At 42.1% G+C, this 26,761-nt stretch carries 27 protein-coding genes; 23 read left to right on the top strand and 4 right to left on the bottom strand.

Annotated features, from left to right (window positions below):
- Positions 1-135: 135 nt before the first annotated feature.
- Entirely contained in the window at positions 136-630 is a 495-nt protein-coding gene (locus ACEN9X_RS13570) for a hypothetical protein (RefSeq protein ID WP_413670870.1), read from the top strand.
- A 94-nt stretch (positions 631-724) separates the two neighbouring features.
- Here ACEN9X_RS13570 and ACEN9X_RS13575 read toward each other — a convergent pair whose 3' ends face one another.
- Both ACEN9X_RS13575 and mutY read right to left on the bottom strand, forming a co-directional pair.
- Positions 725-1,135, bottom strand: a complete 411-nt coding sequence (locus ACEN9X_RS13575; RefSeq protein WP_413670871.1) for a single-stranded DNA-binding protein — start codon at positions 1,133-1,135, stop codon at positions 725-727.
- A 24-nt stretch (positions 1,136-1,159) separates the two neighbouring features.
- The gene (mutY, locus tag ACEN9X_RS13580; RefSeq protein WP_413670872.1) at positions 1,160-2,206 is read right to left on the bottom strand and encodes an A/G-specific adenine glycosylase; all 1,047 of its coding nucleotides are present in this window, start codon (positions 2,204-2,206) and stop codon (positions 1,160-1,162) included.
- A gap of 516 nt (positions 2,207-2,722) precedes the next feature.
- On the opposite strand from mutY, the gene ACEN9X_RS13585 reads away from it, so the two are divergent.
- The 5 genes from ACEN9X_RS13585 to ACEN9X_RS13605 all read left to right on the top strand — a co-directional run bounded on the left by ACEN9X_RS13585 (position 2,723) and on the right by ACEN9X_RS13605 (position 7,424).
- On the top strand, positions 2,723-3,019 hold the full coding sequence (locus ACEN9X_RS13585; RefSeq protein ID WP_090534644.1) for an HU family DNA-binding protein: 297 nt from the start codon (positions 2,723-2,725) through the stop codon (positions 3,017-3,019).
- A 12-nt stretch (positions 3,020-3,031) separates the two neighbouring features.
- Positions 3,032-3,886, top strand: a complete 855-nt coding sequence (locus ACEN9X_RS13590) for a tetratricopeptide repeat protein (protein WP_413670873.1) — start codon at positions 3,032-3,034, stop codon at positions 3,884-3,886.
- 311 nt (positions 3,887-4,197) lie between these two features.
- Positions 4,198-5,748 (top strand): Rne/Rng family ribonuclease, encoded by a 1,551-nt coding sequence (locus ACEN9X_RS13595; RefSeq protein WP_413670874.1) that lies wholly within the window; start codon positions 4,198-4,200, stop codon positions 5,746-5,748.
- A 635-nt stretch (positions 5,749-6,383) separates the two neighbouring features.
- Complete coding sequence (locus tag ACEN9X_RS13600; protein ID WP_413670875.1) at positions 6,384-7,064, top strand: hypothetical protein; 681 nt, start codon at positions 6,384-6,386, stop codon at positions 7,062-7,064.
- 120 nt (positions 7,065-7,184) lie between these two features.
- Complete coding sequence (locus tag ACEN9X_RS13605) at positions 7,185-7,424, top strand: hypothetical protein (protein ID WP_413670876.1); 240 nt, start codon at positions 7,185-7,187, stop codon at positions 7,422-7,424.
- On the opposite strand, the gene ACEN9X_RS13610 is transcribed toward ACEN9X_RS13605, so the two are convergent.
- Entirely contained in the window at positions 7,408-7,779 is a 372-nt protein-coding gene (locus ACEN9X_RS13610; protein ID WP_413670877.1) for a barstar family protein, read from the bottom strand. The two genes, ACEN9X_RS13605 and ACEN9X_RS13610, sit on opposite strands and share 17 nt — an antisense overlap.
- 115 nt (positions 7,780-7,894) lie before the next feature.
- Here ACEN9X_RS13610 and ACEN9X_RS13615 point away from each other — a divergent pair, with 115 nt between their 5' ends.
- The 3 genes from ACEN9X_RS13615 to radA all read left to right on the top strand — a co-directional run bounded on the left by ACEN9X_RS13615 (position 7,895) and on the right by radA (position 12,642).
- On the top strand, positions 7,895-8,920 hold the full coding sequence (locus ACEN9X_RS13615; protein ID WP_413670878.1) for a hypothetical protein: 1,026 nt from the start codon (positions 7,895-7,897) through the stop codon (positions 8,918-8,920).
- Positions 8,883-11,144, top strand: a complete 2,262-nt coding sequence (locus ACEN9X_RS13620; protein WP_413670879.1) for a hypothetical protein — start codon at positions 8,883-8,885, stop codon at positions 11,142-11,144. Before ACEN9X_RS13615 ends, ACEN9X_RS13620 begins: the two co-directional genes overlap by 38 nt.
- A 79-nt stretch (positions 11,145-11,223) precedes the next feature.
- The gene (gene radA, locus ACEN9X_RS13625; protein ID WP_413670880.1) at positions 11,224-12,642 is read left to right on the top strand and encodes a DNA repair protein RadA; all 1,419 of its coding nucleotides are present in this window, start codon (positions 11,224-11,226) and stop codon (positions 12,640-12,642) included.
- A gap of 221 nt (positions 12,643-12,863) precedes the next feature.
- Here radA and ACEN9X_RS13630 read toward each other — a convergent pair whose 3' ends face one another.
- Positions 12,864-13,175 carry a hypothetical protein gene (locus tag ACEN9X_RS13630; protein WP_413670881.1) on the bottom strand — a complete coding sequence of 104 codons (312 nt, stop codon included), beginning with the start codon at positions 13,173-13,175 and terminating at the stop codon, positions 12,864-12,866.
- A 98-nt stretch (positions 13,176-13,273) separates the two neighbouring features.
- Here ACEN9X_RS13630 and ACEN9X_RS13635 point away from each other — a divergent pair, with 98 nt between their 5' ends.
- The 14 genes from ACEN9X_RS13635 (at position 13,274) to ACEN9X_RS13700 (ending at position 26,662) form a co-directional block, all read left to right on the top strand.
- Positions 13,274-13,567, top strand: a complete 294-nt coding sequence (locus ACEN9X_RS13635; protein ID WP_413670882.1) for a nucleotidyltransferase family protein — start codon at positions 13,274-13,276, stop codon at positions 13,565-13,567.
- 190 nt (positions 13,568-13,757) lie between these two features.
- The gene (locus ACEN9X_RS13640) at positions 13,758-13,904 is read left to right on the top strand and encodes a DUF86 domain-containing protein (protein ID WP_413670883.1); all 147 of its coding nucleotides are present in this window, start codon (positions 13,758-13,760) and stop codon (positions 13,902-13,904) included.
- A 61-nt stretch (positions 13,905-13,965) separates the two neighbouring features.
- Positions 13,966-15,840 (top strand): M61 family metallopeptidase, encoded by a 1,875-nt coding sequence (locus tag ACEN9X_RS13645; RefSeq protein WP_413670884.1) that lies wholly within the window; start codon positions 13,966-13,968, stop codon positions 15,838-15,840.
- A 2-nt stretch (positions 15,841-15,842) separates the two neighbouring features.
- Complete coding sequence (locus tag ACEN9X_RS13650; protein WP_413670885.1) at positions 15,843-17,150, top strand: M28 family metallopeptidase; 1,308 nt, start codon at positions 15,843-15,845, stop codon at positions 17,148-17,150.
- 115 nt (positions 17,151-17,265) lie between these two features.
- On the top strand, positions 17,266-17,799 hold the full coding sequence (locus ACEN9X_RS13655; RefSeq protein WP_413670886.1) for an AAA family ATPase: 534 nt from the start codon (positions 17,266-17,268) through the stop codon (positions 17,797-17,799).
- Between the two features lie 467 nt (positions 17,800-18,266).
- Complete coding sequence (locus ACEN9X_RS13660) at positions 18,267-18,845, top strand: RNA polymerase sigma factor (RefSeq protein WP_413670887.1); 579 nt, start codon at positions 18,267-18,269, stop codon at positions 18,843-18,845.
- Positions 18,842-19,417: a hypothetical protein gene (locus tag ACEN9X_RS13665; RefSeq protein ID WP_413670888.1), complete on the top strand. Its 576-nt coding sequence runs from the start codon at positions 18,842-18,844 to the stop codon at positions 19,415-19,417. The genes ACEN9X_RS13660 and ACEN9X_RS13665 overlap by 4 nt, the downstream gene beginning before the upstream one ends.
- Positions 19,398-20,858 (top strand): hypothetical protein, encoded by a 1,461-nt coding sequence (locus ACEN9X_RS13670; protein WP_413670889.1) that lies wholly within the window; start codon positions 19,398-19,400, stop codon positions 20,856-20,858. The genes ACEN9X_RS13665 and ACEN9X_RS13670 overlap by 20 nt, the downstream gene beginning before the upstream one ends.
- Positions 20,859-20,976: 118 nt before the next feature.
- Positions 20,977-21,909, top strand: coding sequence for a helix-turn-helix domain-containing protein (locus tag ACEN9X_RS13675; RefSeq protein ID WP_413670890.1), 933 nt, complete (start codon positions 20,977-20,979; stop codon positions 21,907-21,909).
- A 688-nt stretch (positions 21,910-22,597) separates the two neighbouring features.
- Positions 22,598-23,338 (top strand): SDR family oxidoreductase, encoded by a 741-nt coding sequence (locus ACEN9X_RS13680; protein ID WP_413670891.1) that lies wholly within the window; start codon positions 22,598-22,600, stop codon positions 23,336-23,338.
- Positions 23,339-23,470: 132 nt separating this feature from the next.
- Positions 23,471-24,223, top strand: a complete 753-nt coding sequence (locus ACEN9X_RS13685; protein ID WP_413670892.1) for an SDR family oxidoreductase — start codon at positions 23,471-23,473, stop codon at positions 24,221-24,223.
- 109 nt (positions 24,224-24,332) lie between these two features.
- Positions 24,333-24,761, top strand: a complete 429-nt coding sequence (locus tag ACEN9X_RS13690; protein ID WP_413670893.1) for a hypothetical protein — start codon at positions 24,333-24,335, stop codon at positions 24,759-24,761.
- A gap of 389 nt (positions 24,762-25,150) precedes the next feature.
- Complete coding sequence (locus tag ACEN9X_RS13695; protein ID WP_413670894.1) at positions 25,151-25,723, top strand: Crp/Fnr family transcriptional regulator; 573 nt, start codon at positions 25,151-25,153, stop codon at positions 25,721-25,723.
- A gap of 81 nt (positions 25,724-25,804) precedes the next feature.
- Positions 25,805-26,662 (top strand): NAD(P)-dependent oxidoreductase, encoded by an 858-nt coding sequence (locus tag ACEN9X_RS13700; RefSeq protein ID WP_413670895.1) that lies wholly within the window; start codon positions 25,805-25,807, stop codon positions 26,660-26,662.
- Positions 26,663-26,761: the final 99 nt, after the last annotated feature.

Here is a 26,761-nt window from a genome sequence, read left to right on the forward strand (position 1 = left end):
CACATTTCAACTCATAGATAACGCAACCCGAAAGGTGGTTAAGGCTAATTTGATTTATGATAGGCCTCTTTTGTTTTCGCCCCTAAAAGAGTATGTTGCTGTATCGTTATACTTTTTTTTAGCGTAACCATTGATATGAAACAGTTTACGAATCCTGCAAAAGCGTTAGGCTTATTAGCTATTATTTTAGTAACTGCATTTTGGGGCTGTCATAAAGAGACGGTAACAAAGAGTGAGCTAAACATATCCGGAAAATGGATTGTTCCGGCTGCCTATTCAAAACAGTGGATACAATATGAATACGATTTTAAAACCGACCATACATTTGAAGGCACGGTGACCAGTATTGACTCAGCTTCCAAAAAGCTTATCGGAACATCATCCAAAAGGGTTGGAAAATATAAGATCCAGAATTCGGTATTAACCTTATATGATATAACCGATTATCAAAACAAAAACAACGCATTTGGGCTTGTTTCGGAACTGGTGGCTATTAATAATATTATTGCGGTAACTGCCAATTACAATATGGTTTTAAATGCCGGCGGAGATGTACTTACGCTGACATATATATGCGGGCCGGCCGAAGATTGTACAGCGCCGCAGGGGGTGAACTATTTTAAACAGTAACTGGTTCATAACTCTCCGATGCCCTAACAAAAATGCCAGCAGCAAGTGCTACTGGCATTTTTATTTAGGGTAGTTTTGGTAAAGTATCGGCAAATTAATAATCCTCGGCATTTAAATGATCAATAAACGAATCCCCGTTTTTTGAGGGTGATTTTAATGGCTCAGTTTCAAAATCACTTTTGCGGCCAAGCATAGTAAAGTTTTCAGCCACAATTTCGGTAGTGTACTTTTTAATACCCTCCTTGTCCTCAAAGGAACGGGTTCGCAACTTACCTTCAATGTAAACCAGCTTCCCTTTTGAAAGAAATCTGGCAGCAACTTCGGCCAACCCGCGCCACATGACAATATTGTGCCACTCGGTTTGTTCAACCTTTTTGCCATCCTTATTAAAGGTTTCTGAAGTTGCCAAAGGGAAACTCGTTACAGACACCCCGCCTTCTAAATTTCGTACTTCAGGGTCTTTCCCCAAATGGCCAACGAGTATTACTTTGTTTATTCCAGACATGCCATAAATTAACGCAAAATTATTTTACAAATTAAAAATATTTTTTAATAATATAAAAATGATTTTCGGCAGTGCTAATTCCGGCAGGTTTTGAACGTTGATTTTTACCCAGTTTTCGCCCATTTTTAAAGGCTGATGATTTGTTTTTATCAGCCTTACAAAAAGCCGCTGGTGGGTAAGGATGTGTTTATGAACCGGCGAAACTTCAATAGCCTCAATATCATTACCAAAAACAGCTAAAACATCAGGTTGTTTCAATAATTCTTCAAGACTTAAAAGTGTATCTGTTTCAACCATAGGCAAATCAAACATATTAGCCCATATATCCTTATCGCCCCTTTTGTTCATTAAAATGGTATCACCTTCGGTTATCAGGAAATAATTAAAGAACCGTTCGCGCACTTTTAAGGTTTTTAACTTAACCGGCAGAGCAGTTATTGCGTTGGTCTTAAATGCTACACAACCGGTACGGATTGGGCAAATATCACAGTCGGGATTTTTGGGTTTGCACAGCATTGCGCCAAACTCCATCATAGCCTGGTTATGTAATCCCGGAAATTTCTTATTAAGAAAATCGTCGGCTGCCTGTTGAAACGTTTTTTTACCCAAAGTTGAGTTGATAGGTTCGTAAATACCCAGATACCGAGCCAGTACACGGTAAACATTGCCGTCAACTACAGCTTTAGCTTCATTGGCGGCAAACGAGGCAATGGCGGCGGCGGTGTATTCGCCGATACCTTTAAGTTTTATCAGTTCATCATAACTATCCGGAAAGCGGCCATTATAGAGCTCCCGCACCAGCCGGGCTGTTTTGAGCATGTTACGTCCCCTTGAGTAATAACCCAGTCCCTGCCACAACTTCAGGATCTCATCCTCATGGGCAGCGGCAAAGCTGCTTACATCGGGATATTTTTCCAGGAAGCGATAAAAATAAGGCATGCCCTGTTCTACACGGGTTTGCTGCAGGATGATTTCAGACAGCCAAATCACATAAGGATCGGTAGTATTACGCCAGGGGAGGTCGCGTTTATTGTTTAAGTACCATTGTACCAATTCGTCGGTAAAATTCATCGCTGTAAAAGTAATTAAGAAACAAGAAGGCAGGAAGAATCGGGAGAGAAGAAATCAAGAACCAGGAAATCACGAATCAAGAGAAGGAATTAGGGGACAAGAAATCAGGAATCAAGAGACAAGAAATCTGTAATTAAGAATCAGGATGTCAGGAACCAGGAGGCAGGAAACAAAGGACAGAAAACGGGAATTGAGAAACAGGAAATCGGCAAACGGGAGAGGCAAAATTCAGAAATGAGGGATAAAATATTAGCAGCTAACCTGTGAAATTGCAAGCCTTTACTACGAGCCGGAATGGCAGATTTTCACACTTTTTTTCACACTTCTTTACACTTGTAAATTGAGATTTAAGTCGCGATTTATAAGCCTCTCATACTCAAAATTGTAACGAAAATGTAGGTTTTACGCCGTTGGCAAAAAAAAACGGATAAATATTTCGCTGTTAACGGATAAAGCAATACTTTTGCAACCCCAAAACAGTTAAGTATTTATAAAATAAAATTAAGTAAATAAGATATGACTAAGGCAGAAATTATAACTGAAATCTCATCAAAGACAGGTATAGAGAAAGTAGACGTGCAGGAAACTGTTGAGGCGTTTTTCAAAGTTGTTAAAAGCTCAATGGTTGGCGGCGAAAACGTATACGTTAGAGGATTCGGTAGTTTTGTGGTTAAAAAAAGAGCTAAGAAAACAGCACGTAACATTTCAAAAAATACTGCCATCATTATCCCTGAGCACTTCGTGCCAAGCTTTAAACCGGCTAAAACTTTTGTTGAGAAAGTAAAGTCAGGTAACAAAACCAGCAAAAAATAATTATACGCCATCATGAATAAAAAGCAAATAGTCGTTAGTGCAGCCGTAGTTGTTATTATGGGCTATTTGTATTGGTTGCCCGTAAAAGGTTTAGTAAAGCCTAAAGACGATAAAAACAGCAAACCGGCTATGGCTGCCTCCGCAGGCGCCGCTAAACCGGCTGCTAATGTTACCGTTGATATGGTATCGGCCCCTGCCAAAGCAGCTATTGGGGATGCATTGGCGGCTAAGATCAACGACCTTGAAGCCCAGCTAAAAAAAGCATCAGACGCAGATGCGCCGGCTTTGCAAACGCAACTGGCTAAGCACTGGGACGATGTTAACCAGCCTGCACCTGCAGCGTTTTACTACCAGGCATTAGCCCGAAAAGAAAACAAGGTTCAAGACTGGATAAATGCCGGTAACCGTTTTAATGATGCATATAAACTTACACAGGATACTTTATTTCAACCTGCGTTTGTAAATAATGCTGCCGAAGCATTTCAAAATGCTTTGAAATTACAACCCGAAAGCCTTGAAGGTAAAACCGGGTTGGGCATAGCTTACGTTAATGGGGCAGCCGGCCCTATGCAGGGAATTGCGCTGTTACTTGAGGTTGTTAAAAAAGACCCGAAAAACTGGAACGCTAACCTTAACTTAGGTATGTTCGCCATGAAATCGGGTCAGTATGAAAAAGCGGTAGGCAGGTTTAAAACACTGCTTGCGCAAAAGCAGGAACTGGAACCTACTTTCTATTTAGCCGAAAGCTACAAGCAATTAGGCATGAAAAAGGAAGCTATCGACGCTTACCAGAAATGCAAAGAAATGATGCCTGACCCTGTATTCAGTCAGCGCATTGATGGATATATTAAGGAATTAAATAACTAACACACATTTAAAAATTATTATTATGCCGAGCGGTAAAAAACGTAAAAGACACAAAATGGCTACCCACAAACGTAAAAAACGTTTAAGAAAAAACAGACATAAAAAGAAATAAGCATTTGTGTTAAGTCGATAGTACTTAGTCTTCAGTACAAAGTCTTTTTTCGCGACTTTAAATTTTCGACTAACGACTTAAGACTAAACATTAGTGATTTTACCTGCCCCAAACCGGGGCGGGTACTTTTTATTTATTAGTGTTTTTTTACCCACTTATTAACACACGGTTTTTGCCGTTATAAGAAATGGAGTAGCAATTGATAAAAGAATTAATTATCGATTCATCCCCCAACGGGGCTACCATTGCATTATTACAGGATAAACAACTCGTAGAGCTTCACAAAGAACAGGTAAGCAACAACTACACAGTTGGTGATATTTACCTGGGCCGTATCAAAAAGATCATGCCCAGCCTAAATGCCGCCTTTGTTGACGTTGGCTATGAGAAGGACGCCTTTTTGCATTATCTTGATCTTGGTCCGCAGGTACAGAGCCTGCTTAAACTGACCAAGCAGGTACGTAGCGGGGGATATCAATCTAAGCTATTGGATGGGTTTAAGCTTGAGGCAGATATCAATAAGGGAGGAAAAATCTCCGAGATATTAACCAAAAACCAGCTTATCCCGGTACAGATAGCCAAAGAACCCATATCAACTAAGGGGCCGCGTTTAAGTTCCGACCTGTCAATAGCAGGCCGGTATGTTGTTTTAGTACCCTTTTCGGAAGCAATTTCCATTTCGAAAAAGATAAAAAGCAATACCGAGCGCACACGTCTTCGTAAAGTAGTTGAAAGCATTAAGCCAAAGCATTTTGGCGTTATCATCCGTACAGTTTCCGAGGGTAAAGGGGTTGATGAACTACAGAAAGATCTGCTTGACCTGATCTCGAAATGGGAACAGTTTATTACCAAGCTGCCATCTGTTGAGCCTTCAAAAAAGGTATTGGGCGAAATTGGGCGTACGTCAACTATCCTCAGGGATATCTTGAACCCCGATTTTCAGCACATTTATACCAACGACAACGGTATGTTCGAAGAAATTCGGTCGTACGTTCATGAAATATCGCCCGATATGGAAAGTATAGTGCGCCTGCATAAGCACAAGGAGCCTATATTTGACCACTTTGGTATTGAAAAGCAGATCAAAGGCGCGTTTGGAAAAACCGTTAACCTTGCCGGTGGTGCTTACCTGGTAATTGAGCATACCGAAGCCCTGCACGTTATTGACGTAAACAGCGGTAACCGTACCGCCAGCAAAGAAAACCAGGAAGAGAACGCGTACCAGGTAAACAAAGAAGCAGCTAAAGAAATTGCGAGGCAATTACGCCTGCGCGATATGGGCGGTATTGTGGTGATCGATTTTATCGATATGCATAAGCCGCAAAACCGTAAGGAGCTTTTTGATTTTCTGCGTGCCGAAATGCAGTACGACCGTGCCAAGCACACCATTTTGCCTCCAAGCAAATTTGGATTGGTGCAAATCACCCGCCAGCGTGTAAGGCCCGAAATGAACATTGTTACCAGCGAGGTTTGCCCAACGTGTAACGGAACCGGCACTATAAGGCCAACCATTTTGCTGATGGACGATATTGAAAACAATTTCAATTACATCCTTACCGAGCAAAACGAAAAAGGGATTACCCTGTGCGTACACCCATATATTGAAGCCTACATTAAAAAAGGCATCTATAACCGCCAAATGAAGTGGTTTATCAAATATGGCCAATGGATCAAGGTTAAAAGTAACCCATCGTACCAGATCACGGAATTCCATTTCTTCTCATCAAAAGACGAAGAAATTAAACTGTAAAACTTTCAGAAGTGCAACTGTTTGAAAATGGCACAAATTAAAGATCTTTAAAAAGAGCAGGTGTTTGGATGAGCACTTGCTCTTTTTTTGTTTGGGGAGCATGACTGTGAATTATCGCCGCCAAGCTATTTTGTAAACATCAGTATCCTATGATCCTTTTGTTTTATTAATTTATACATATCTGATCCCCTTCTTTTGATTACGGAATCGCCAATTTCAATTTGGTAGCCAGTATCGTATCCGGCACCTATATAGTATTCTTTATTGTCAACTGTAATTGTTGGAAATTGCTTAACATCATACCGAATATCCATTACGATGCCTATAAACTCTATATTTCGGTTTTCCTCGTCGATTTTTTTGTCTTGATTGAACCAATATATCAAGACAAAGGAAAAAATTACAACGGCAACAAATATTGCGGATAGAAAAAGCCCTTTATTTTTTTCTAATTCTTTATTTATAAAAGTATTTAACCCTGTTCCTGGTCGAAGTTACGCTACGCAGACTTCGACCAGTCGGGAATGATTTAAGTTTTACAGATGCTAAACTAAAATCAGTTGACTGACTGGGGGGGATTTTTTGCAAATATCTATAAGAATATCAGTATATTTATATAGTTAACAGCACATTATATGGCAAACGAATCTGAACCTGAAAAAAAGACAACGCGGCCCACTGCCGACGAAATTTCTACCAGAAAGCTTGAAGCATGGCTCGGCTTTATCAAAACGCTCGGCTGGCCGCTTGTGGTGCTCCTTTTTTTAAGTATCAATTGTAATGGTATAAAGAACATTGTTGATGAGATACCCCAAAAACTTCAGGAATCGGATAAGGTAACTGTTGGCAGTCTTTCTCTTGAGATAACAAAAAGAGCTTCTCAATTAGGAGTGCCTGAACTGGGCGAGATCACAAAAGGTCTCTCAGCAGAGGCCATAGAACAGTTGTTAATCACCGGTAACCGAATAAATACATACCCCGGCACAGTAGCAGATCGGGCAAATGAAATAACTGTTCCGGCAGGGAAGTTTAAAGCGGCTCTGTTGGAATTGGAAAAAAATGGACTGATAGCATTTAGCGTACCAATTAATGATTTTGATGAACGCCTGAAGCAATTTGAACCCAATCATGAGCATAATGGCAGCGTGGGGAATCAAACGGGAGAAGATGAAAGGAGTAATTATGTGTTGACTCAGGAGCAAGCTAAAGAGTTTATGAGTTTCCTGACATCAGAAAATTACCGTCTTACTGAAAAAGGGCGTAAAGCGTTTGATTTAATAGTATCTGCTGTTAAAACCAATATTAAAGCCGATTAAGGAATATGGAAAGAATTGAATGATATAAGTGAGTTGTATTCTTATGTCAGCTGTTCCTGATCGAAATTTGGCGAGATGCTATATATACATATCACAATGTTTAGTAATTATTTTTGAGATATGGAGATAGTGGATAAAATAAAAGAAATTTTCGAGCCAACTTTCGAAGTTTTGAAGGTAACGAGATCAGGCCCGGATAGCTTAAATGCAGAAGCCTATATTACGATAGATGCAAAGCATGAAGGAAAATCACATAAACGAGTTTTTAGGGAGGCTGAACTTGTACAATTAAACGCAGAAGCTAAGTTAACTGAAACCATAAGAGCGCTTTGCGCCGTGATGCTCACATCAGAAGATTAATCTCTAAAAACGGTCTTAATTTCTCGGGAAAAACCACCTTGAAATAATGCTCCTCATTATTACACCAATCTCCGGTCGCCTCAAAAAGTACATTTAGATAAACCTTTATTTTATCATCAGCAAGAAGTGGCAGCTCATGATGAACCAACGCGATTCCTTTTTTCGTCATCCAATGAAAATCACGCAAACAATCATACAGCGCGTCCCAATTGTTCCCAAAGTAGTTCGGAAATTCAAGCACCTCACTTAGTTTTTTTAATAGCTCGTCTTCTCCTCTAACTTCTGGAAGATGAGCGATAAATTCATTTTCATCAAAATACTTACCGGGCTCCTCTAAAAAAACAACGTTTCTCAAAAGCATCTTTATTAAATTACGCAAGGATATCCCTTTATCCCAAATCTATTCTCCCCAAACAATATATCAAAAATTCCCTTACTTTACCATCGTTAAATAACCTGGCGCATTACTTATGCTCAAATATTTCCGGTGGTTTATTATAGTTATCGTATTGCTTCCAACAGCTTCCTGCCGAAAACCCGGCAATGCTTCAACCGCTTTTTACTACTGGAAAACGGGTTTCAGCCTTAACGGGCAACAGGCAGCTTTGCTGAAGCAAACCGGCAACAACATTTACATCCGTTTTTTTGACGTAAGTTGGAACGATAGGGAGCAACACTCATACCCCAATGCTGTTGTACAATTTAATGAGATCCCCAAAGGTTTATACATCACGCCGGTTATCTACATCGTCAATAAAACTTTTGAAAACACTGCCGATACTGCAGTAGCCTCGCTCGCGGCGCATTGTAATAAGTTAATTAATGAACTGGCCGGGGAAAAGAAGATCAATTATACCAAAGTACAAATTGACTGCGATTGGTCATTAAATACACGGTTTAAATACTTTAGTTTTCTTGAGGCTTTTAAAAAGCTGAACCAAAAACAACTGGAAGCTACCATCCGTTTGCATCAGGTTAAATTTAAAGACCGTACAGGTGTACCTCCTGTCGACCGTGGTGTGCTGATGTTTTACAATATGGGTAAACTTAACTCCGGTTTGCATCAGCCTAATTCAATTTATAACGAAGAAGATGCCGCCAGGTATGTGGATTATCTAAACACATATCCCTTAAAACTGGATATCGCCTTGCCCTTGTTCTCGTGGGCCATCCATGTAAGAGATGGTCGGGTGATACAGGTTTATGGAAAAATCGGAAGACAGCAACTTACAGATCACTCTCATTTTGAAAAGATTGAAGGGCAGGCAAACTACCGCGCTATAACAAGCTTTTTTATGGAAGGAATTTATGTAAAACAAAATGATATTTTTAAGCTTGAAGAAACGGATATTAACACAATAAATACTGCCGCGGAGCAATTAAATAAAAACCTGCCTCATCAGCAAAACAAAACCATCATTTACTATGAACTGGCCAATATCGATTCGTCAAAGTTTAATGCAGAAGCGCTTAGGCAGGTTTCTGCTGATCTTTAGTTTTTGTACGCTGACTGCCGCCGGGCTGATCTGGGCTTGTGCCGATTCTGACGATTCGGACTATTCTGTTTTTGCGCCTGAGTATTTCGTTAACAAGCAGTACTCGCCATTCTTTTATTCCAGCTATGAGATTTACTATCGCCAGGGCTATGCCGAAAGTAGTAACACTTGGTATAATGACATTATAGTTAATGAGTGGGATGCGCATTTTAATCATCAGTTTTCTACTGCATCGCTAAAGTTTTTATTGCTGAAAGCAACACCCGGCCAGGTAGATTCGGTATACCGGAAATTTACCGGCACTTTAAAAACTTTACCTGCAAAATATCCCGCAATAAGCACAGGTACGGTTTCGCATAAGATGCTGGCTGCATTTTATACTTATCTAAAGCTGGCTAAAAGCTGCGAATCCTACACCGTGAACAATGAAGACTATGTTTGGGAAAAAGTGACACCCAATCACGCACCTGCCAATCTGGAGAAAACACTGACCAATGCTTATAATACAGAAACTGATCCGTTTATTAAGGAACGGCTGTGGTTTCAAATGGTGCGCTATTATTACTTCGCGAATAACAGCGCCGCCAATGCCAAAACGGTAAAGCTATTTGAGCAGTTCAGCACGCATTTTCCTAAAAACCTTACTTATTATCGTACTATGGGTTATGTGGCCGGTTACTATTATCAGCAAAAAAACTACGCGCTATCTAACTACCTGTACAGCCTTTGTTATGATTATACTTATAAACTGAAGATCCCGAGCTTCTGGAGTTTTCATCCTCAAAACGAAACGGACTGGCAGGCAACATTAAAACTGGCAAAAACGCCCGAAGAGAAAATTACATTATGGCATCTGCTGGGTGCACAATATGATGAAGGACGGGCTATTAAGGAAATAGTGGCTATTAATCCCAAATCCGAAAAAGTTGACCTGCTTCTCAGTCGCCTTATCAATATCCGCGAAGCAGGAACTGTATCAATAGAAACGCCTCCGGTTGATTCGGCCCGAAAATCAGGAATAAACAACAGGCGCCTTGTTGAAACCATCGCACTGAAAAATAATACAGCCAAACCATACTATTGGAACCTTGCCGCCGGTTACCTCAACTTTTTGGATAGCAACTACACCGCGGCCGGAAGGTATTATGCAACAGCAAAAAATCAATTTCCTGCCGGCGACAAAATGATTGTTGCGCAAGCCAAATTGCTGGATATGATGCTTTATATCAAAAACCTTAAAAAAATGGATGCCAACGCCGAGGCTAAATTAATTGAGCCGCTTAACTGGCTTGCCAACCTGCGCGATAATAAGCTTAAAATAAAAGATCTGCGGTTTAGCAACGCCATATCCGTTTGTAACCTGTCTATTTCCCGCCTTTATAAAAAACAGGGTAACGCTATCAGGGAGGTATGTTTTAACAATAACGCACAGGATTTTTACGCCGATAGCGCGAGAGTGCAGCACATGATAGATTTGTTAAATAAACCAGATAAAACTGCCTTTGAGTTGGCTATGCTGCGTTACTACCCAATAACGCTGAATAATTTATATTATCATCAGGCTATTGCCTTAGCTTATCAGCAAAAATTACCGGAAGCTATTGCACAGCTTAAAAAAATGAAGCCGGAAGATTTTGTGCTTGCAGGCAACCCATTTGCAGGCAGGTTAGTTGACTGTCATGATTGTGACCATGCAGCTATGAAGATGAAAAAGTTTACACCGCTGAACTTTTTAGAAACGCTGTATAACATGGATGCTAATATCAAAATCAGGAAAGACATTTATCGGAATGCTTTTTCGCTTGCCAATGCATATTATAACATCACTTATTACGGTAACGCAAGGCTGTTTTATGAGGCCGACGTGGTTGCTTCTGGTGCCACCAGTCGTTATTATTATGAAGGAGAAGAAAGGATGGATGAAAAGTTAACCTCCATGCGTACAGCAATCAGGTATTATGAACTGGCAAGGAAAAGCGCCGCGAACGATGAACAGCGCGCCCTTTGCACATTTATGCTCGGCAAATGCGCGCTCAATGAAATTTACAATGATCCAAACTTTAAAAATGCTGATAAGTTTGCTGAGATAAAAGCAAGTAAGTCGGTTATTGATACCTATTACAATTATTTTGCTGAACTAAAAGAAAAGTATAACAAAACGGCTTACTACAAAGAAGCACTGAAGGAGTGCGGATATTTTAGGGATTATGCAAATAAGAAGTAGCTATGTTTTGCTAAATTAATTAGTAAAAATCAAAATAATCTGCATATTTGCACATCTATAATCCGCACATCTGTAAATAATGGCCAAATCCAAGATCGCGTACTTTTGTCAAAGCTGTGGCTTTGAATCGCCCAAGTGGCTGGGTAAATGCCCGTCATGCCAGCAATGGAACACTTTTGTTGAAGAGGTGATTGAAAAAGGCAATGCATCAGTACCCGCCTGGAAACCGGCATCAACCAGTCAGCAGCGGGCCAATAAGCCCGTTCCGGTAACAGAGATCACATATACCGAAGAACACCGCGTACCTACTCCCGATAAAGAGTTTAACCGCGTATTGGGTGGCGGCATTGTCCCAGGCTCATTGGTGCTTATTGGCGGTGAGCCGGGCATCGGCAAATCAACCCTGATGCTGCAGTTGGCCCTGAATATGCCTAATCAAAAGGTACTGTATGTATCGGGCGAGGAAAGTGAACGGCAGATCAAGATGCGGGCCGAAAGGTTAGCCCCCCAACCCCCTAAAGGGGGAGCCATTGGCGAGGGGGCATATATACTGACGGAAACATCAACCCAAAACATTTTTAAGCAGATAGAAGCGCTGGAGCCGGATATGGTGGTGATCGATTCTATCCAAACCCTGCATTCGGCACATATCGAATCAACACCAGGTAGTGTATCGCAGGTGAGGGAATGTACTGCCGAGCTGCTCCGTTTTGCTAAGGAAACATCAACGCCAGTATTTTTGATTGGTCATATCACCAAAGACGGTATGATAGCCGGCCCTAAAATCCTGGAGCATATGGTTGATACCGTATTGCAGTTTGAGGGCGACAGGCACCACGTCTATCGCATACTGCGTACTATAAAGAACCGTTTCGGCTCGGCATCTGAGCTGGGTATTTACGAAATGATGGGCGAGGGGTTAAGGGAGGTATCCAATCCGTCGGAAATCCTGCTTTCTCACAGGGAAGCCCCTTTAAGCGGCATCACTATTTCGGCTACTTTAGAGGGTATGCGGCCCATGCTGATTGAAACCCAGGCATTGGTTAGTGCATCGGCCTATGGCACTCCGCAACGTACCGCCACCGGTTTTGATACCAAGCGTATGAGCATGTTGCTGGCCGTGCTGGAGAAACGCTGCGGGTTTAGGCTGGGTGCGAAGGATGTGTTTTTAAATATTACGGGCGGTATCAGGGTTGAAGACCCTGCGATTGACCTGGGTTTGGCGGCGGCCATTATCTCATCGCACGAGGATATGCCTATCCCGTTCAAAACCTGTTTTGCCGGAGAACTTGGTCTTTCGGGCGAGATCAGGGCAGTGAACCGGGTAGAGCAGCGCATTGCCGAGGCGCAGAAACTTGGCTTTAATCAGATCTTTATTTCCAAATATAATCTTCCGGCCAGTGGCCAGGATAAAAAACGAATGGATCTGTCACGATATGATATCGACATTAAAATCGTGAGCAGTATTGAAGAAGTGTTTGGATTGTTGTTCGGATAAGCGGTAAGCTTAAAACAGAATGCTCAAAGTGAAAAGCGATTTTTACTTCTTGTCATTTCGAACGAACCCGCGAAGGGGTTCGGGCGGATGTGAGGAGAAATCTTCTGCGCCATAAAAGTCGCACTGTAAAGCTCGCTGTTTATGGAGTATAAGATTTCTCTTTCGCCCCAACGCTCATAGCTGCCCCGTACTCTATCGAAATGACATTTTATTTAATTTTCCTAAAACTTCAGGTTTAATTTAAGCCAGCTCTGAACATCTTCCTGGCTGGTGATTTCGGCCGGAAGTTTATCGTGGATCAATTTCTCCATTTTATTGCCTGTATTGGCAAAACGGTAATCCCATAATATCATAAGCTTATTGATCAGGTATACCATTTCGTTCCCTTCATTCTTATTGAATGTGGTATGATCGGGCCTGCCATTTACACGCGGATCATTTGGGATGTAAGCAGTCCATTTATAATCGGTGTAGTGCAGGTTTCTTCTTGAAAAAAGGATCATAAGCCAGCGGATTTCTTTAAATGTACGCATAATTAAATGAACGGGGCTGGAATGGGGATTTTAAATAGGACGGCAATGGAGCTTTAAGGAGATAGTTTTAATAATTGATTCGTTATATTTGTATTGCGATGCAGCTATCAACTAAGGACATACAGATACTACAGGATTACTTTTCGGGGCAGCCAGTAATAAGGGCCTATTTATTTGGTTCGTATTCCCGCAATGAAGCTGATGATAAAAGTGACGTAGATATTTTGGTTGACCTTGACTATTCAAAGCATATAGGCTTAGGGTTCGTTTCAATGCAGGACGATATCCAACAAAAGCTGCATAAAAAAGTAGATCTTATTTCGTCAAAAGCTGTTTCCAAACATATTTTTCCGTTTATCGAGAAAGAAAAGATCCTGATTTATGAGAGGTAAAATGGGCGATAGCCAACGCCTTCTGCATATTTTGGAAGCAATTGACGAAATTCATTCCTACACGCTAAATACCGACCTAACAACATTTCTTTCAAATTCAATGATGCGATTTGCTTGCGTTAAGCAGATTGAAATCATTGGCTAGGCTGCTAACTATATCACTCCCGAAACAAAAGCGCTGTTCACTGATATGGAATGGAAACAGATCATCGGAATGCGGCACATTCTCGTTCATGAGTATTTCGGCGTCGATTTTGCTCTTATCTGGCAGGTAATCATCGGTGATCTTCCTGTTTTGAAGCAGAAAACTTTGGCCGTATTAAATGTCATCAGCTAATAATATTCATTTAAATTTTTTGCCGATTTAATAGTAATTTCAGCGCAGATAATTTAAGTTGATGAAAAAATTACTACTCTTTACCGTCGCTTCGGTATTTGCGTGCAATGTTATGGCACAGCAGGAGCCGCAAAAAGCTATTTACTATTCCATATCATTTCCAAACGCAGCCCATCACGAGGCCGAAATCAGCATGACTATTCCGCAGGCGCCATCCGGCAATTTCAGGGTACGGATGAGCCGGTCATCTGCCGGCCGTTATGCCACGCATGAGTTTGGAAAAAACATTTACAATGTTAAAGCTACTGATGTCGATGGCAAAGATCTGCCGCTAACGCAAATTGAGGGTGATGTTTACGAGGTAGGAGAACACCCCGCTACTGTGAAAGTAAGCTATACCCTTTTCGGCAACTGGACAGATGGTACTTATACCTCCATCGATCCAAGTCACGCTCACCTCAATATGCCCGCCACTTTTATGTGGGTAGTAGGGCAGGACAAAAGGCCGCTTACCTTTGAGTTTAACGACCTTGATAAATATGGCTGGAAAGTAGCTTCTCAGCTTAAGCATGAAGGCTCAAGTGTATACAGTGCGCCAAATATGCAATACATGATGGATAGCCCAACCGAGCTATCTAATTACAATGTTAGCAGCTGGGATGTGATAAATACCGATGGCAAGAAAGAGAAAATAAACCTTACGATGCACTCGGATGATAGCCAGGCTGTAATTGATAACTTCGGTAAGATGATCCAAAAGCTGGTATTGGAAGAAAAGGCTGTATTTGGCGAGCTGCCTACCTATGATTTTGGCGAATACACTTTTGTGAGCGACGTAAACACTGCGGTATCCGGCGACGGTATGGAGCATCGTAACTCAACTTGCATAACAATTCCCGCACCAAAGGTTGAAGGCTTTGAAAACAACCTTATGGGCGTTTATGCACACGAATATTTCCATAGCTGGAATGTAAAACGTATCCGCCCAAAATCATTGGAGCCATTTAATTTCGAACACGCCAATATGAGCAGCGAACTTTGGTTTGCCGAAGGTTTTACTCAATATTATGGCGAACTGCTGCTTTCAAGAGCAGGTTTTGTTACACTTGATGATTATACTAAAACCATTGCCGGTTTGGTTAACCAGATTTTAAATACGCCGGCTGCTGCCAAATATTCGGCTGCGCAAATGAGCCGTTACTCGGTTTTTGCCGATGCCGGTGTATCTATCGATCCTAACAATAACGTTAACGATTTTACCAGTTATTATACTTATGGCGGTGCTATTGCATTAGCGCTTGATCTTCGCCTGCGTAGCGATTTTAACATGACGCTTGACGACTATATGCGTACTGTTTGGCTTAACCGAGGTAAAGTGATGAAACCGTATACTATTCCTGATTTGCAAAGCGATTTGGGCAAAGTAACCAATAATCCCAAATTCGCGGCCGATTTCTTTAAGCGTTACATTACCGGAATCGATAAAAATAACTATGAAGAGCTGCTGGCAAAGGCAGGTTTAGTATTGCGCAAAGTGCAGCCAGGCAAAGGTTGGGCTGGTCCGCTGGCTGTAACCCCGGGTCGCGGTCGCGCGGGGCAGGTGCGTGCTGCTGATGCAGAAGGCCTGCCAATACTTTCGAGCACAACCATAGGCACCCCGGTTTATAAAGCGGGCCTTGATGCCGGTGATGTTATTTTGAAAGTTGACGGAAAAGATGTGAAAGATCAAAAAGGCTTCAGCGATATTATTGCTGATAAAAAGCCGGGCGATAAAGTTACCGTAAACTATAAAAATCGTACAGGTGCCCACGAAACCACGATTACGCTTGAGGAAAACCCCAACTTTGAGGTTGTAACCTTTGAAAAGGCTGGCAAACAATTAAGTAAAGATCAGGAAGCTTTCCGTAACAACTGGCTGCAGTCAAAAGTCAAATAACTATGAAAAAGATATCAATAGTAACGGCAGCATTATTAAGTATTTCGGCTTATGGTTTTGCGCAGGATGTAAATAAATTGATCAGTAAAGATGATGTAACCAGGATCATCAAAACCTTGTCGGCCGATGATATGCAGGGCAGGGCAACTTTTACTCCGGGTATTGAAAAGGCGGCCACGTTTATTGAAAGCGAATATAAAAAGGCCGGCCTCAAGCCCATGGCAGGTAATATAGGTTACCGTCAAAATTTTACGATGGTACGCTCAACACCGGTTAGTTTAACTGCAAGCATCAATGGTAAGGTTATAGCAGCCGACAGTGCGTTTGCCAGCAGTACAGATTCATTTAAATGGGCCAGTGATAAAGATGTACAGGTAGTTACTGTTGGGCCTGATAAAAACTTCAGGACAGAGTACCGTGCAGCTTCGCAAAGTGGCAAGAAAACACTTTTGCTTATCGATCCTAAGTTTAAAGAGTTGTTTGGCCGCATTAAGACATATTTAGGGGCCGGCAGCACAAACTTTAAAGGCAAGGTAAAGCAGCCTATGGTATTTGTGTTAGGGAAGTTTGATAATGCGACTTCGTTTGATGTTAACTGCGACATAAAAAACGAGGAATTGCCGTTGTTTAACGTTGCCGGTATCATTCCAGGTAAAACCAAGCCCGATGAATACGTTATATTTTCGGGTCACTATGATCACCTGGGGATTATCAAACCTGATAAACCCGGCGTAACTGATAGCATTGCCAATGGCGCGGATGACGATGCCTCGGGCACAACCGCTGTATTAAGTCTGGCTAAATACTACAAAAAGCTGAACAACAATGCCCGTACGCTCATCTTTGTAGCCTTTACTGCCGAAGAGATCGGCGAATACGGTTCGCAATATTTTGCTAAGCAGGTAGATGCAGATAAAGTAGTTGCCATGTTCAATATTGAGATGATAGGCAAGGCTTCAAAATTCGGCACCAACTCTGCGTTTATTACCGGGTTTGAAAGATCAGATTTCGGCAAGATATTACAGAAGAACCTGGAAGGTACAGCCTTTAAATTTTATCCGGACCCATATCCGGATCAAGACCTGTTTTACAGAAGTGACAATGCATCCCTGGCCGAAGTTGGCGTACCTGCTCACACCATTTCAACCGATCAAATTGATATCGACAAACTATACCACACTGTTGGCGATGAATTTGGCACGCTTGATGTAAATAACATCACTTCAACAATTCGCGCTATAGCACTTAGTTCGCGCACTATAGTTTCGGGCAAGGATACACCAACAAGGGTTCCGAAGAAAACTGAATAAGTGATTAGAGGTTAGTGATTGGAGATTAGTTTTCCTGGTAATGCTGCTATCTAAAAAAAGCTTTTACACAAATCCCCTCCGATGAGGGGATTTTTATTTAATGTAAATTCGCGCTATGAACAAAATACTCAAAATAGCAGTTGTAGGCCCCGAATCGACAGGTAAGTCAACCATGTCAGAATATTTGGCGGCTCATTATAATACAATAGCCGTACCTGAGTATTCGCGCGAATATTGCGCAAACCTCACAGGCGAATGCACCTGGCAGGATGAGGTAAACATGTTTCACGGTCAGTTGGCGCTCGAAAAAAAACTGCTGCCGCAGGCCAATGGTATCCTGATTTGTGATACTACATTTTTGACAGTAAAGATCTGGAGCGAAGAAATGTTTGGCAGTGCTCCGCAAGAAGTAATTGACGAGTTGCCGCAACATCCTTACGATTTTTATTTGCTCTTAGATATTGATTTGCCCTGGCAGGATGATCCCTTGCGCAACTTCCCCACCAAACGGGAGTATTTTATGAATGTTTGGCATCGGGAGCTTGAGGCGCTTAAGGCTAATTATAAAGTGATATCCGGACTGAATGAACGACGATACGATAACGCAGTCGAAGCAGTCGATGGCTTTTTAAAAACTATTTCAAAGTAAAAAACGTCATTGCTGAGTATCCATCAGAGAAACCCCGGAAAAAATCGTGACGAGATGTGAAATATAATTTAGCGATGTTGTGCGGGGGGCTGCGTTAGGGATTGCAGTGAAAAGCCCACAGCGTGTATTGGGATTGCGGGCAGGCAAGGCGAGGACTTGCAACGGAAAGCCCGGGCCGCAGGCAACGCCCACGTTGTAAATCGATCAAAAAAATACATCTAATAATCAATAACTTACGATCATGTCGTTATAAAGCACGAAGCAATAACCGATTTTACAGAGTGAATTTGCATGGCTACTCTGTTTAATGGGGACTGCTTCGTGCAATGACGTTCTTTATTAAGAATTTTTAGGTGATATGCTTACGTGATCTCCTGCTAACTTAAAATTCTCAAAAAAATTATCAGTAATTAAAAAAATATTTTTCACATACGTGCAACGTTGCAAAATGCCTTGCGTCTATTATCATGAAGCCGGTCACGAATTTGGAAGCAATATATATTGATAAACATTACAACCTGGTAGTTGAGTGCAAGCAGGGAAGCAAAAAAGCCTGCTATGAGCTTTACCGTCTGTATTCGAAAGCTATGCTGAACGTGGCCTTTAGGATAGTGGGCGATATTGCCGAAGCTGAAGATGTGTTGCAGGAAGCTTTTGTGGATGCCTTTGCCAAGCTGAAGGATTTTAGGCAGGATACCACATTTGGCCTCTGGCTTAAGCAAATTGTTGTGAACCGATCAATTAACCTGCTGCGCAAACGCAAGCTTGAATTGGTGGAGTTGGAAGACGGTCACCTGGAAAATATTGCCGACGAAGAAAATTGGGACGACGAGGACATACAATACCAGGTTGCCAGGGTAAAAGAAGGCATGAACATGCTGCCCGATGGGTATCGTGTTATAATTTCATTATATCTGCTTGAAGGATATGATCACGAAGAAATAGGACAAATATTGAATATATCAGAAAACACATCAAGAACCCAGTTTTTGAGAGCTAAAAGGAAGTTAATTGAAATTTTAAACAGGAAAGGACAAGTATCATGAGCAAGCGATTTGAAGATTTCATGTACGACAACAACGAAGAATTTAACGAGATAGAACCATCGGCAGATTTGTGGGGCAAAATTGAGGCACAGCTCAATTTTTTGGACGAGGAAGATCAGCAGCCCAAAAAACGCGAAGCAAAGACTTTTTCGCTGGGCTTCGTGCTAAAGGTAGCCGCTTCAGTGATCATTGTCATGGGCATAGGCTTTGGTATATATATACAAAGCCAGAAAGGCGCAAAAAGCGTTGACTTTGCTGCCATTAACCCCGAGTATGCACAACAGCGGGTACATTATGCGTCGCTTGTTGAAACCAAGCTTACCGAACTTAAATCAGCATCTAAAAACGATCCTCAGCTATTCAAGGAGTTCAGCGCCGAGATAGCCAAGATGGATTCCACCTATAAAAAACTAAACAATGATTTAGCCACCAGCCCTAACCAGGAACGTGTTTTACGTGCAATGATCCGGAACCTGCAAATACAAACCGAGGTGCTAAACCAGCAATTAAATGTAATTGAACAGTTTAACCAGATGAAAAAGGAACAAAACAATGAAACTAAAAATATTTAGTCCGGCCCTGCTTACACTTATCGGCTTGTTAACCATAAGTACAGCAAACTTTGCACAGGTGAGCCCAGCAGTACCACCAGCGCCGGCCCTACCCAAACCGCCTCCTACACCGCCCCCTGCTGCTGAATTGAATGGAGATGATTGGACTTCGGCTACCAACAGCAAGGAGTATCAGCAAAAAATGAAGGAGCTGAACGCTAAAATGCGCGAGCTGCAAAAGGAAATGAGCAATTTGCGTGTACAGCAGCAAAAGCAAATACACCTTAAGCTGCAAAATATGCTGAAACTGAACAAACAGCTTGCTTTCAAATTTAAAGACAGCATGAAGTTCAAAAGCTTCGACTCGTTAAAATTTAAAATGAAGTTTAAGGATTTTGACAGCATGAAGTTTGCAGACAAGTTTGAGAAACTAAGTCCCAATATCAACTTCGGCTTTAAAAACTTCGACCAAAACTTCAGCTATAGCTATGATGGTGATGAAAGCTATGAAAAACAGGTACAGAACGGCGACATAGTTGAGAAAACCAAAAGCTACAGTAAAAGCTACAATGTTGATGGCAATGATGTAATTAATATCGACAACAAGTTTGGCAAGATTACGGTAATTACCTGGGCTAAAAGCGAAGTTAAGGTCGACGTGCAGATCAAGGTAGGGGCCAATGATGAAGATAAGGCTCAGAAACTGCTGGATAACGTAACTATCAGAGACAGTAAGGATGGTTCGGGGGTATCGTTCAAAACTTCTATAAGTCAAAATGATGATGATAATGGTAGTTGGGGCAACTTGTTCGGCAAGAAAAACTCTGTTCGCAAAATGGAGATCAATTACACTGTTTACATGCCGGCTAAAAACCCGCTTACCATAACCAACAAATATGGCAGTACTGAATTGCCCGATTTGAGCGGTAAACTCAATATCAACAATTCATACGGAAGTTTAAATGCAAAAGCGTTGAGCAACCCGGCCTGCCAGATCAGGGTTAGATATGGCAGTGCGACTATCGGCACCCTTACAGGCAGCGACCTGGATGTTGCCTACGGCAGCCTTAACCTTGGCGATTGCGATAAGCTTAATGCAGATGTAAGCTACGGCTCGGCAAAAATTGGCCGCATTACTACTTCGGGCAATATTAATGTGAAATTTAGTGGTGCGCTGAATATTGGCGAAGTTGATAAAAATGTAAAAAGCCTTTCGGTTAATTCATCATACTCAAGTGTAAAGTTAGGTGTAAGCGATGGTCAGAATGCCGATTTCGACATCACAGTACACTATGGCAGCTTTAATTATGGGGGCCATGATGTTAACATCACCAGTAAAACCCCTGCCGACGGTGAACGTGGTTTTAACCCAACAAAAACCTATAAAGGTCATTTAGGCAAAGGTGGCAGCGATAAAACCATTACCATCAGCACCAGTTATGGTAGTGTAAGCTTTGATTAAAAAGTAATAGACATAAATCCACGACGGCGTATCAGTGACGATACGCCGTTTTTTATTGATTAGCCTGCGTCTTGTAAATCTCCCGTATCCCTCATAGCTTTGGAGTAAATACCTCACCATGCACCAGGATAATGAAAAGCAGATCTTTAATACTCTTTATGATCAATACAAGCACCTGGGCTTGCCGCTTGAGCTGATAAAGCATACCGATTTTACGGTTTTTAACCTGAAAGACATCAACCAGCCTGTGCCGTTTAAATCGCCATTGAGCCGGCTTAATTTTTTTGTTTTTGCCTTTATTAAAGATGGGAGCGGCGATTATACCATTGATGAACAAAATCATAAGTTGCAGCCCCGTGCCATTTACTTCACCAATCCGGGGCATTTTCGTTCGTTTAACTGGGAGCGCATTGGCGATGTATACCTGTTTACGCTCAGCGAATCGTTTTTGAAAGAAAACGTGCATGCCAATGTTTTTGATGAATTTCCCTTTTTGCTGGCCGAAACATTTCCGGCCCGTGTACTTACTCCCGAAGTTTTTGAGGAGTTTGATATTTTATATCACCAGATCCTGAAAGAGTACAATTCAGATAGTCCATACCGTTACCGGATTATTGGCAACCTGTTTGTGGTGGTGCTGTTAAAATTCAAAGAATATTTCTGGAAGGATTATAACCCGATATACGAAGGTAACCGGAGCTCGGAAATTGTAAAGAACTTTAAACGCCTGCTCGAAAAACGTTACCGCGACCTGAGTAGCGGCATTGCAGAACAGGCTTTCAGGGTGCAGGATTACGCCGATGCGCAAAGTCTTCATCCCAATTACCTGAGTAATGTTATCAAAATAAAAACCGGCAAAACCATCAGCACCTGGATAGCCGAAAAAACCATATCCGAAGCCAAGGCACTTTTACAAAACTCTAAGCTATCCATTAAGGAAATCGCTTTCCGTTTGGGCTTTTCTGAAGCAACTCATTTCAGTAATTATTTTAAAAAGCATACCGATACTTCGCCTGTATTGTTCAGGAAAGAGCATGCGAGGGTAGTGTAGCCAATATCAACGCCATAAAGAAGGAACAGCAAGCGTCATTGCGAGGGACGAAGCAATCCCAAATTGTACAGAGAGCCCTGCTTAGCCGCTTTGCTAATCGGGGATGCTTCGTTCCTCGCAATGACGGGAGTAGAAAGAGTACTTTACTTAATCTTCCTTCTTGCCCCATCAGGGTCTCTCGCAGATTTAAGTTAACCCACAAAATTGCTTTGCCGTTTAATCAACCAGGCGTTTTGTTTTGCCCTCTGAGGCAAAGGGTATTTCTATACTTTTTATGCTACAAATCTTTTGCACCTCTTGTGCAACTGTCCTTAAGCATCTCAATTAATACCTCACTATGTTGTAAAACCTTGCCGGCCCTGGAGGGGCCACGTGTTTATAGCCTTAAAAGAGGATATTTTGGGGCTCCGTAGGTGCCTCCTATTGAAATTTTAGGTTAGTGAATTTCGTTGATTAACTTAAACTCGCAGAGGGCTCTGATGGCTACGCCATGCATTCGGTGAGTTGCAGGTCCCTCTGCGAGTCTAAATTAATCCATAAACTACACCTTCGCCCAATTGCAAAATCCCCAATCTTAGATATTCGTAAGTAATGCTTTGATATGTGTATCATTCAGGGGCCTTGCTCTTGCCACCTTTGTATTGTCAATCAACGACAACAAAACATAAACAATATAACAAAGGAAACCATGAACACATTAGCATCAAAAGTAGTATTAGTAACCGGCGCTTCAAGAGGTATCGGTGCAGCAGTAGCTCACAAATTAGCAGCCGAAGGCGCTAAAGTAATTATCAACTACGCAGGCGGTAAAGAAGCTGCCGACCAAACAGTAAATTCCATCAAACAACAAGGCGGCGATGCCATTGCCCTACAGGCCGACGTAAGCAAGGCCGGTGAAGTGGCAGCGATGTTTGATGCAGCCATTGCCCATTACGGCAAAATAGATGTACTGGTAAACAACGCCGGCATCATGATCACCAAATTAATAAAAGACACTACCGACGAGGATTTTACCCGCCAGTTTGATATCAACGTTCGAGGAACATTTAACACCATGCGTGAAGCCGCAACTAAGCTGGCCAATGGTGGTAGCATCATCAATTTTTCGTCAACTACTACCCGCGTTATGATGCCAACTTACGCTACCTATGTAGCAACCAAAGGCGCGGTTGAACAATTAACCCGGGTATTTGCCAAAGAAGTTGGCGCAAGAGGCATTAATGTAAATACAGTATCTCCCGGCCCAACAAATACCGAACTGTTTACCCAAGGCAAACCACAGGAGCTCATTGATCGCCTGGCATCATTATCGGCCTTTAACCGCATCGGCGAACCCGAGGATATTGCCAAAATAGTAACCTTCCTGGCCAGCGACGACGCCAAATGGATCTCAGCACAGAATATTGGGGCTAATGGTGCAATGGCGTAAGGCCCCCTAACCCCCTGAAGGGGGAATGAAAGCGGCAAGACTTCAAGAATCGAGAAATAAGACAAGAATAATCAAAGAATCATTAACGGAATCGGTGAAATCAGCTTCATCGGTGAAATCAAAAAAAAAATCATGAACTCATTAAATAATAAAGTAGCAGTAATAACCGGTTCAGCCCGTGGTTTAGGTAAAGCAATAGCAGAACGTTATGCAGCATTGGGTGCTAACATCGTAATCAATTACTCACGCGATAAAGCATCGGCCGATGAAGTGGTAAGCAACATCAAGGCGATGGGTGCAAATGTAATAGCTGTACAGGCCGATGTAAGTAAAGTGGCCGATATTGAAAGGCTGTTTAAAGAAGCAAAAGATGCCTTCGGGAAAATTGATATTGTGGTAGCCAATGCAGGGATCGAATTGGTTGAAACCCCGGTAACTGATTTTACTGAAGAGCAGTTCGACCGCGTGTTCGGCATCAATACTAAAGGTACTTATTTTACCATGCAGCAGGCGGCTAAAAATGTAGAAGATAATGGCCGGATCATCTATATTGCATCAAGCACCACCTCGTTCCCGGTACCCGGAATGGCAGTGTATGGCGGCAGCAAAACCACTCCGCGCTACCTGGTTGATATTCTTTCAAAGGAGATTGGTCACCGTGGTGTAACAGTTAACTCCATCATACCATTTGCTGTTGATCATTCGGGTATCTTTGCCGAAGCTGATAGCTACCCCGCATTAAGGAAACAATTGCTTGACAGTTGTCCGATGGGCCGCCTGGCCGAAGTTGAAGATGTGGCCAATGTGGCCGAGTTCTTCGCCAGCGATCTTTCATCATTCGTAAATGGTCAGCATCTGCTGGTAAACGGCGGCGCAACAAATTAATTATCAGTTTAGTAACATAGGGTAACAGGTGGTAGTCTTAGCTATAACCTGTTGCCTGTATTTAACAGGTTTTAAAATAGTACTATTTGGTTTATACATCTACCATACCATGAAAACGCTTAATCATTATATTATATACGGTACATTAATTACTTCATCAGTAAATGCCCAGGCAGCAAAAACACCTGCTTCAACAATACAAAATATCAATACCATGAATACCGAGAAGCTAAATAACCCGGTAGTAAAACAAGCCATTGATGCCCTGCAAAGTGGGGATAAACGAGCCTGGTTTGCTTTGTTCACCGCTGATGCCGGGCTTTTTGATGACGGCAACGAAATGAACTTTAAAAGCTTTTTCGAAAAAGCTTTAGGGCATGAGCGTTTTACCAGTATCGACAAGGTGGAACAAAATGGCCTGCACCTCTACGGCAAATTTCACAGCGACCAGTGGGGTGATTTTAAGACTTATTTTAAGTTTACGATTGGCATTGATGATAAGATCAGCAAACTGGAAATAGGGCAGGCGAGTTATTAAAACTTAAAATCGTCCGGCTCTCTTCATCACGTCATTGCGAGGAACGAGGCAATCCCAAACTATACAGATAGGCTCTGTAAATCGGCGATTGCTTCGTGTTTTATAACTATGTAGTTGTAAGTTATTGATTATTAATTTTTTTTTAAAATCGATTTTATAACATGGGCGTTGCCTGCGGCCCGGGCTTTCCGTTACAAGTCCTCGCCTTTCCTGCCCTCATTCCCTACACACGCTGCGGGCTTTACACTGCAATCTAACGCGGCCTCCGCACAACATCCCTAAAATATATTTTGTAAGTCATCACGATTTTTTTTCAGGATTTCCCTGATGGTTACTCGCAATGACGTTTTTATGGCAATTTTGAAATCCCTTTCCCTGATATTTGTACTATGCAACAGCAACTTATTGCCCGCTTACAGCAGTTAAAGCCTATCCCGGTTGATGATCAGGAGCTTATTGTAAAAGCCTTTGAGCCCATGAAATTTAAAGAAGGGGATACGCTTTTGCAGCTTGGGCATGTAGCGCGGCAGTTGTTTTTTGTAACCAATGGGGTGCTCCGCATTATGGCGCGAAACGATAAGGGGAATGAGGTTACTTATTTCTTTTTAAAAGAAAACCAATTTTGCACTATCCTATACAGCTTCAATAACAATCTGATTGCCGATGAAAGCATTCAGGCCGCTTGCGATACGGAATTACTGGCCATTAGTAAAAACAATTTGCTGGCTTTGTATGATAAGCTACCTTACCTTAAGGAAATGATCGATCAGATTTCGCAGAATACGCTTTTAGAAAAAATAAAAACCCGGAACACCTATCTTGGTTATGACTCATCAGAAAGGTACCGCTTATTTTTGGAACGACAGCCTGAAGTGGCCAGGAGGGTACCGCTTGCCGATATTGCATCTTATTTGGGTGTAACGCCCCAATCCTTGAGCAGGATCCGTAAAAATATCCGTTAATTATGTTCTTGACATTTGTTGGATGAACGCGCGGAGTAGACATCAATAAAATCTATATAAAACAAAAACAAAATAGCTACTATGAATACAGTAAAAATAGGATGGATAGGACTGGGCAAAATGGGTGTTCCCATGTCGCTGCAGTTGATCAAAGCAGGGTATCCACTAAATGTTTATAACCGCAGTAAGGATAAAGAAGAAGGATTTAAATCACAGGGAATCGGTACTGCCGCATCTCCGGCTTTACTATTAAATAACGTCGACGTTGTTTTTGTGATGGTATCAGATGACAAGGCCATCAACGATATTTTTAATGGAGATGAAGGTTTGCTGACTGCAAAAGCGAGCGGTAAGATCATCGTTAATATGAGCACCGTATCGCCTGCCATTAGTAAGGAGATGGCAGATGCATGTAAGGCTCAGGGTAACTATTACCTGGATGCCCCGGTATCCGGCAGTGTAAAGCAGGCTGAAGATGCCATGCTGGTGATCATGGTTGGAGGTGAGGTCGGTGCATTTGAACAGGCAAAACCAATCCTCGAAAAAATGGGTAAACTGGTGATGCTTGTAGGAGACACAGGTTCGGGCAATGTGGCCAAGCTGGCCATTAATACCCTGCTTGGTATTGTTGCACAGGGATTTGCCGAAACGGTAACGCTGGCACAGCAAAATGGCATTAATGCAGAAGCACTTACAACGCTGATCAGCAATAGTGCATTAGGAAGCCCGTTCATCAAAATTAAAGGTGATGCCATTGTTAACAATAACTATAACGCAGCTTTTGCATTAAAACATATCGCCAAAGATCTGCGCCTGGCCAAAGATCTGGGTTTAGCTACCCCGCTGGGTGAAACCGCCTATCAAACTTACCAGGATGCGGAAGCCGCTTTTGGAGAAGAGGATATTATTGCGGTAATTAAGCAGGTAGGGAAGGTGTAATAAGCAGACGGTGTCTGCGATCGTCATTGCGAGGTACGAAGCAATCGCGAACTATGCAGGGCGGACCTGCTAATAAGGGATTGCTTCGTACCTCGCAAT

It is taken from the genome of Mucilaginibacter sp. Mucisp86, assembly GCF_047324315.1.
Lineage (GTDB): Bacteria > Bacteroidota > Bacteroidia > Sphingobacteriales > Sphingobacteriaceae > Mucilaginibacter.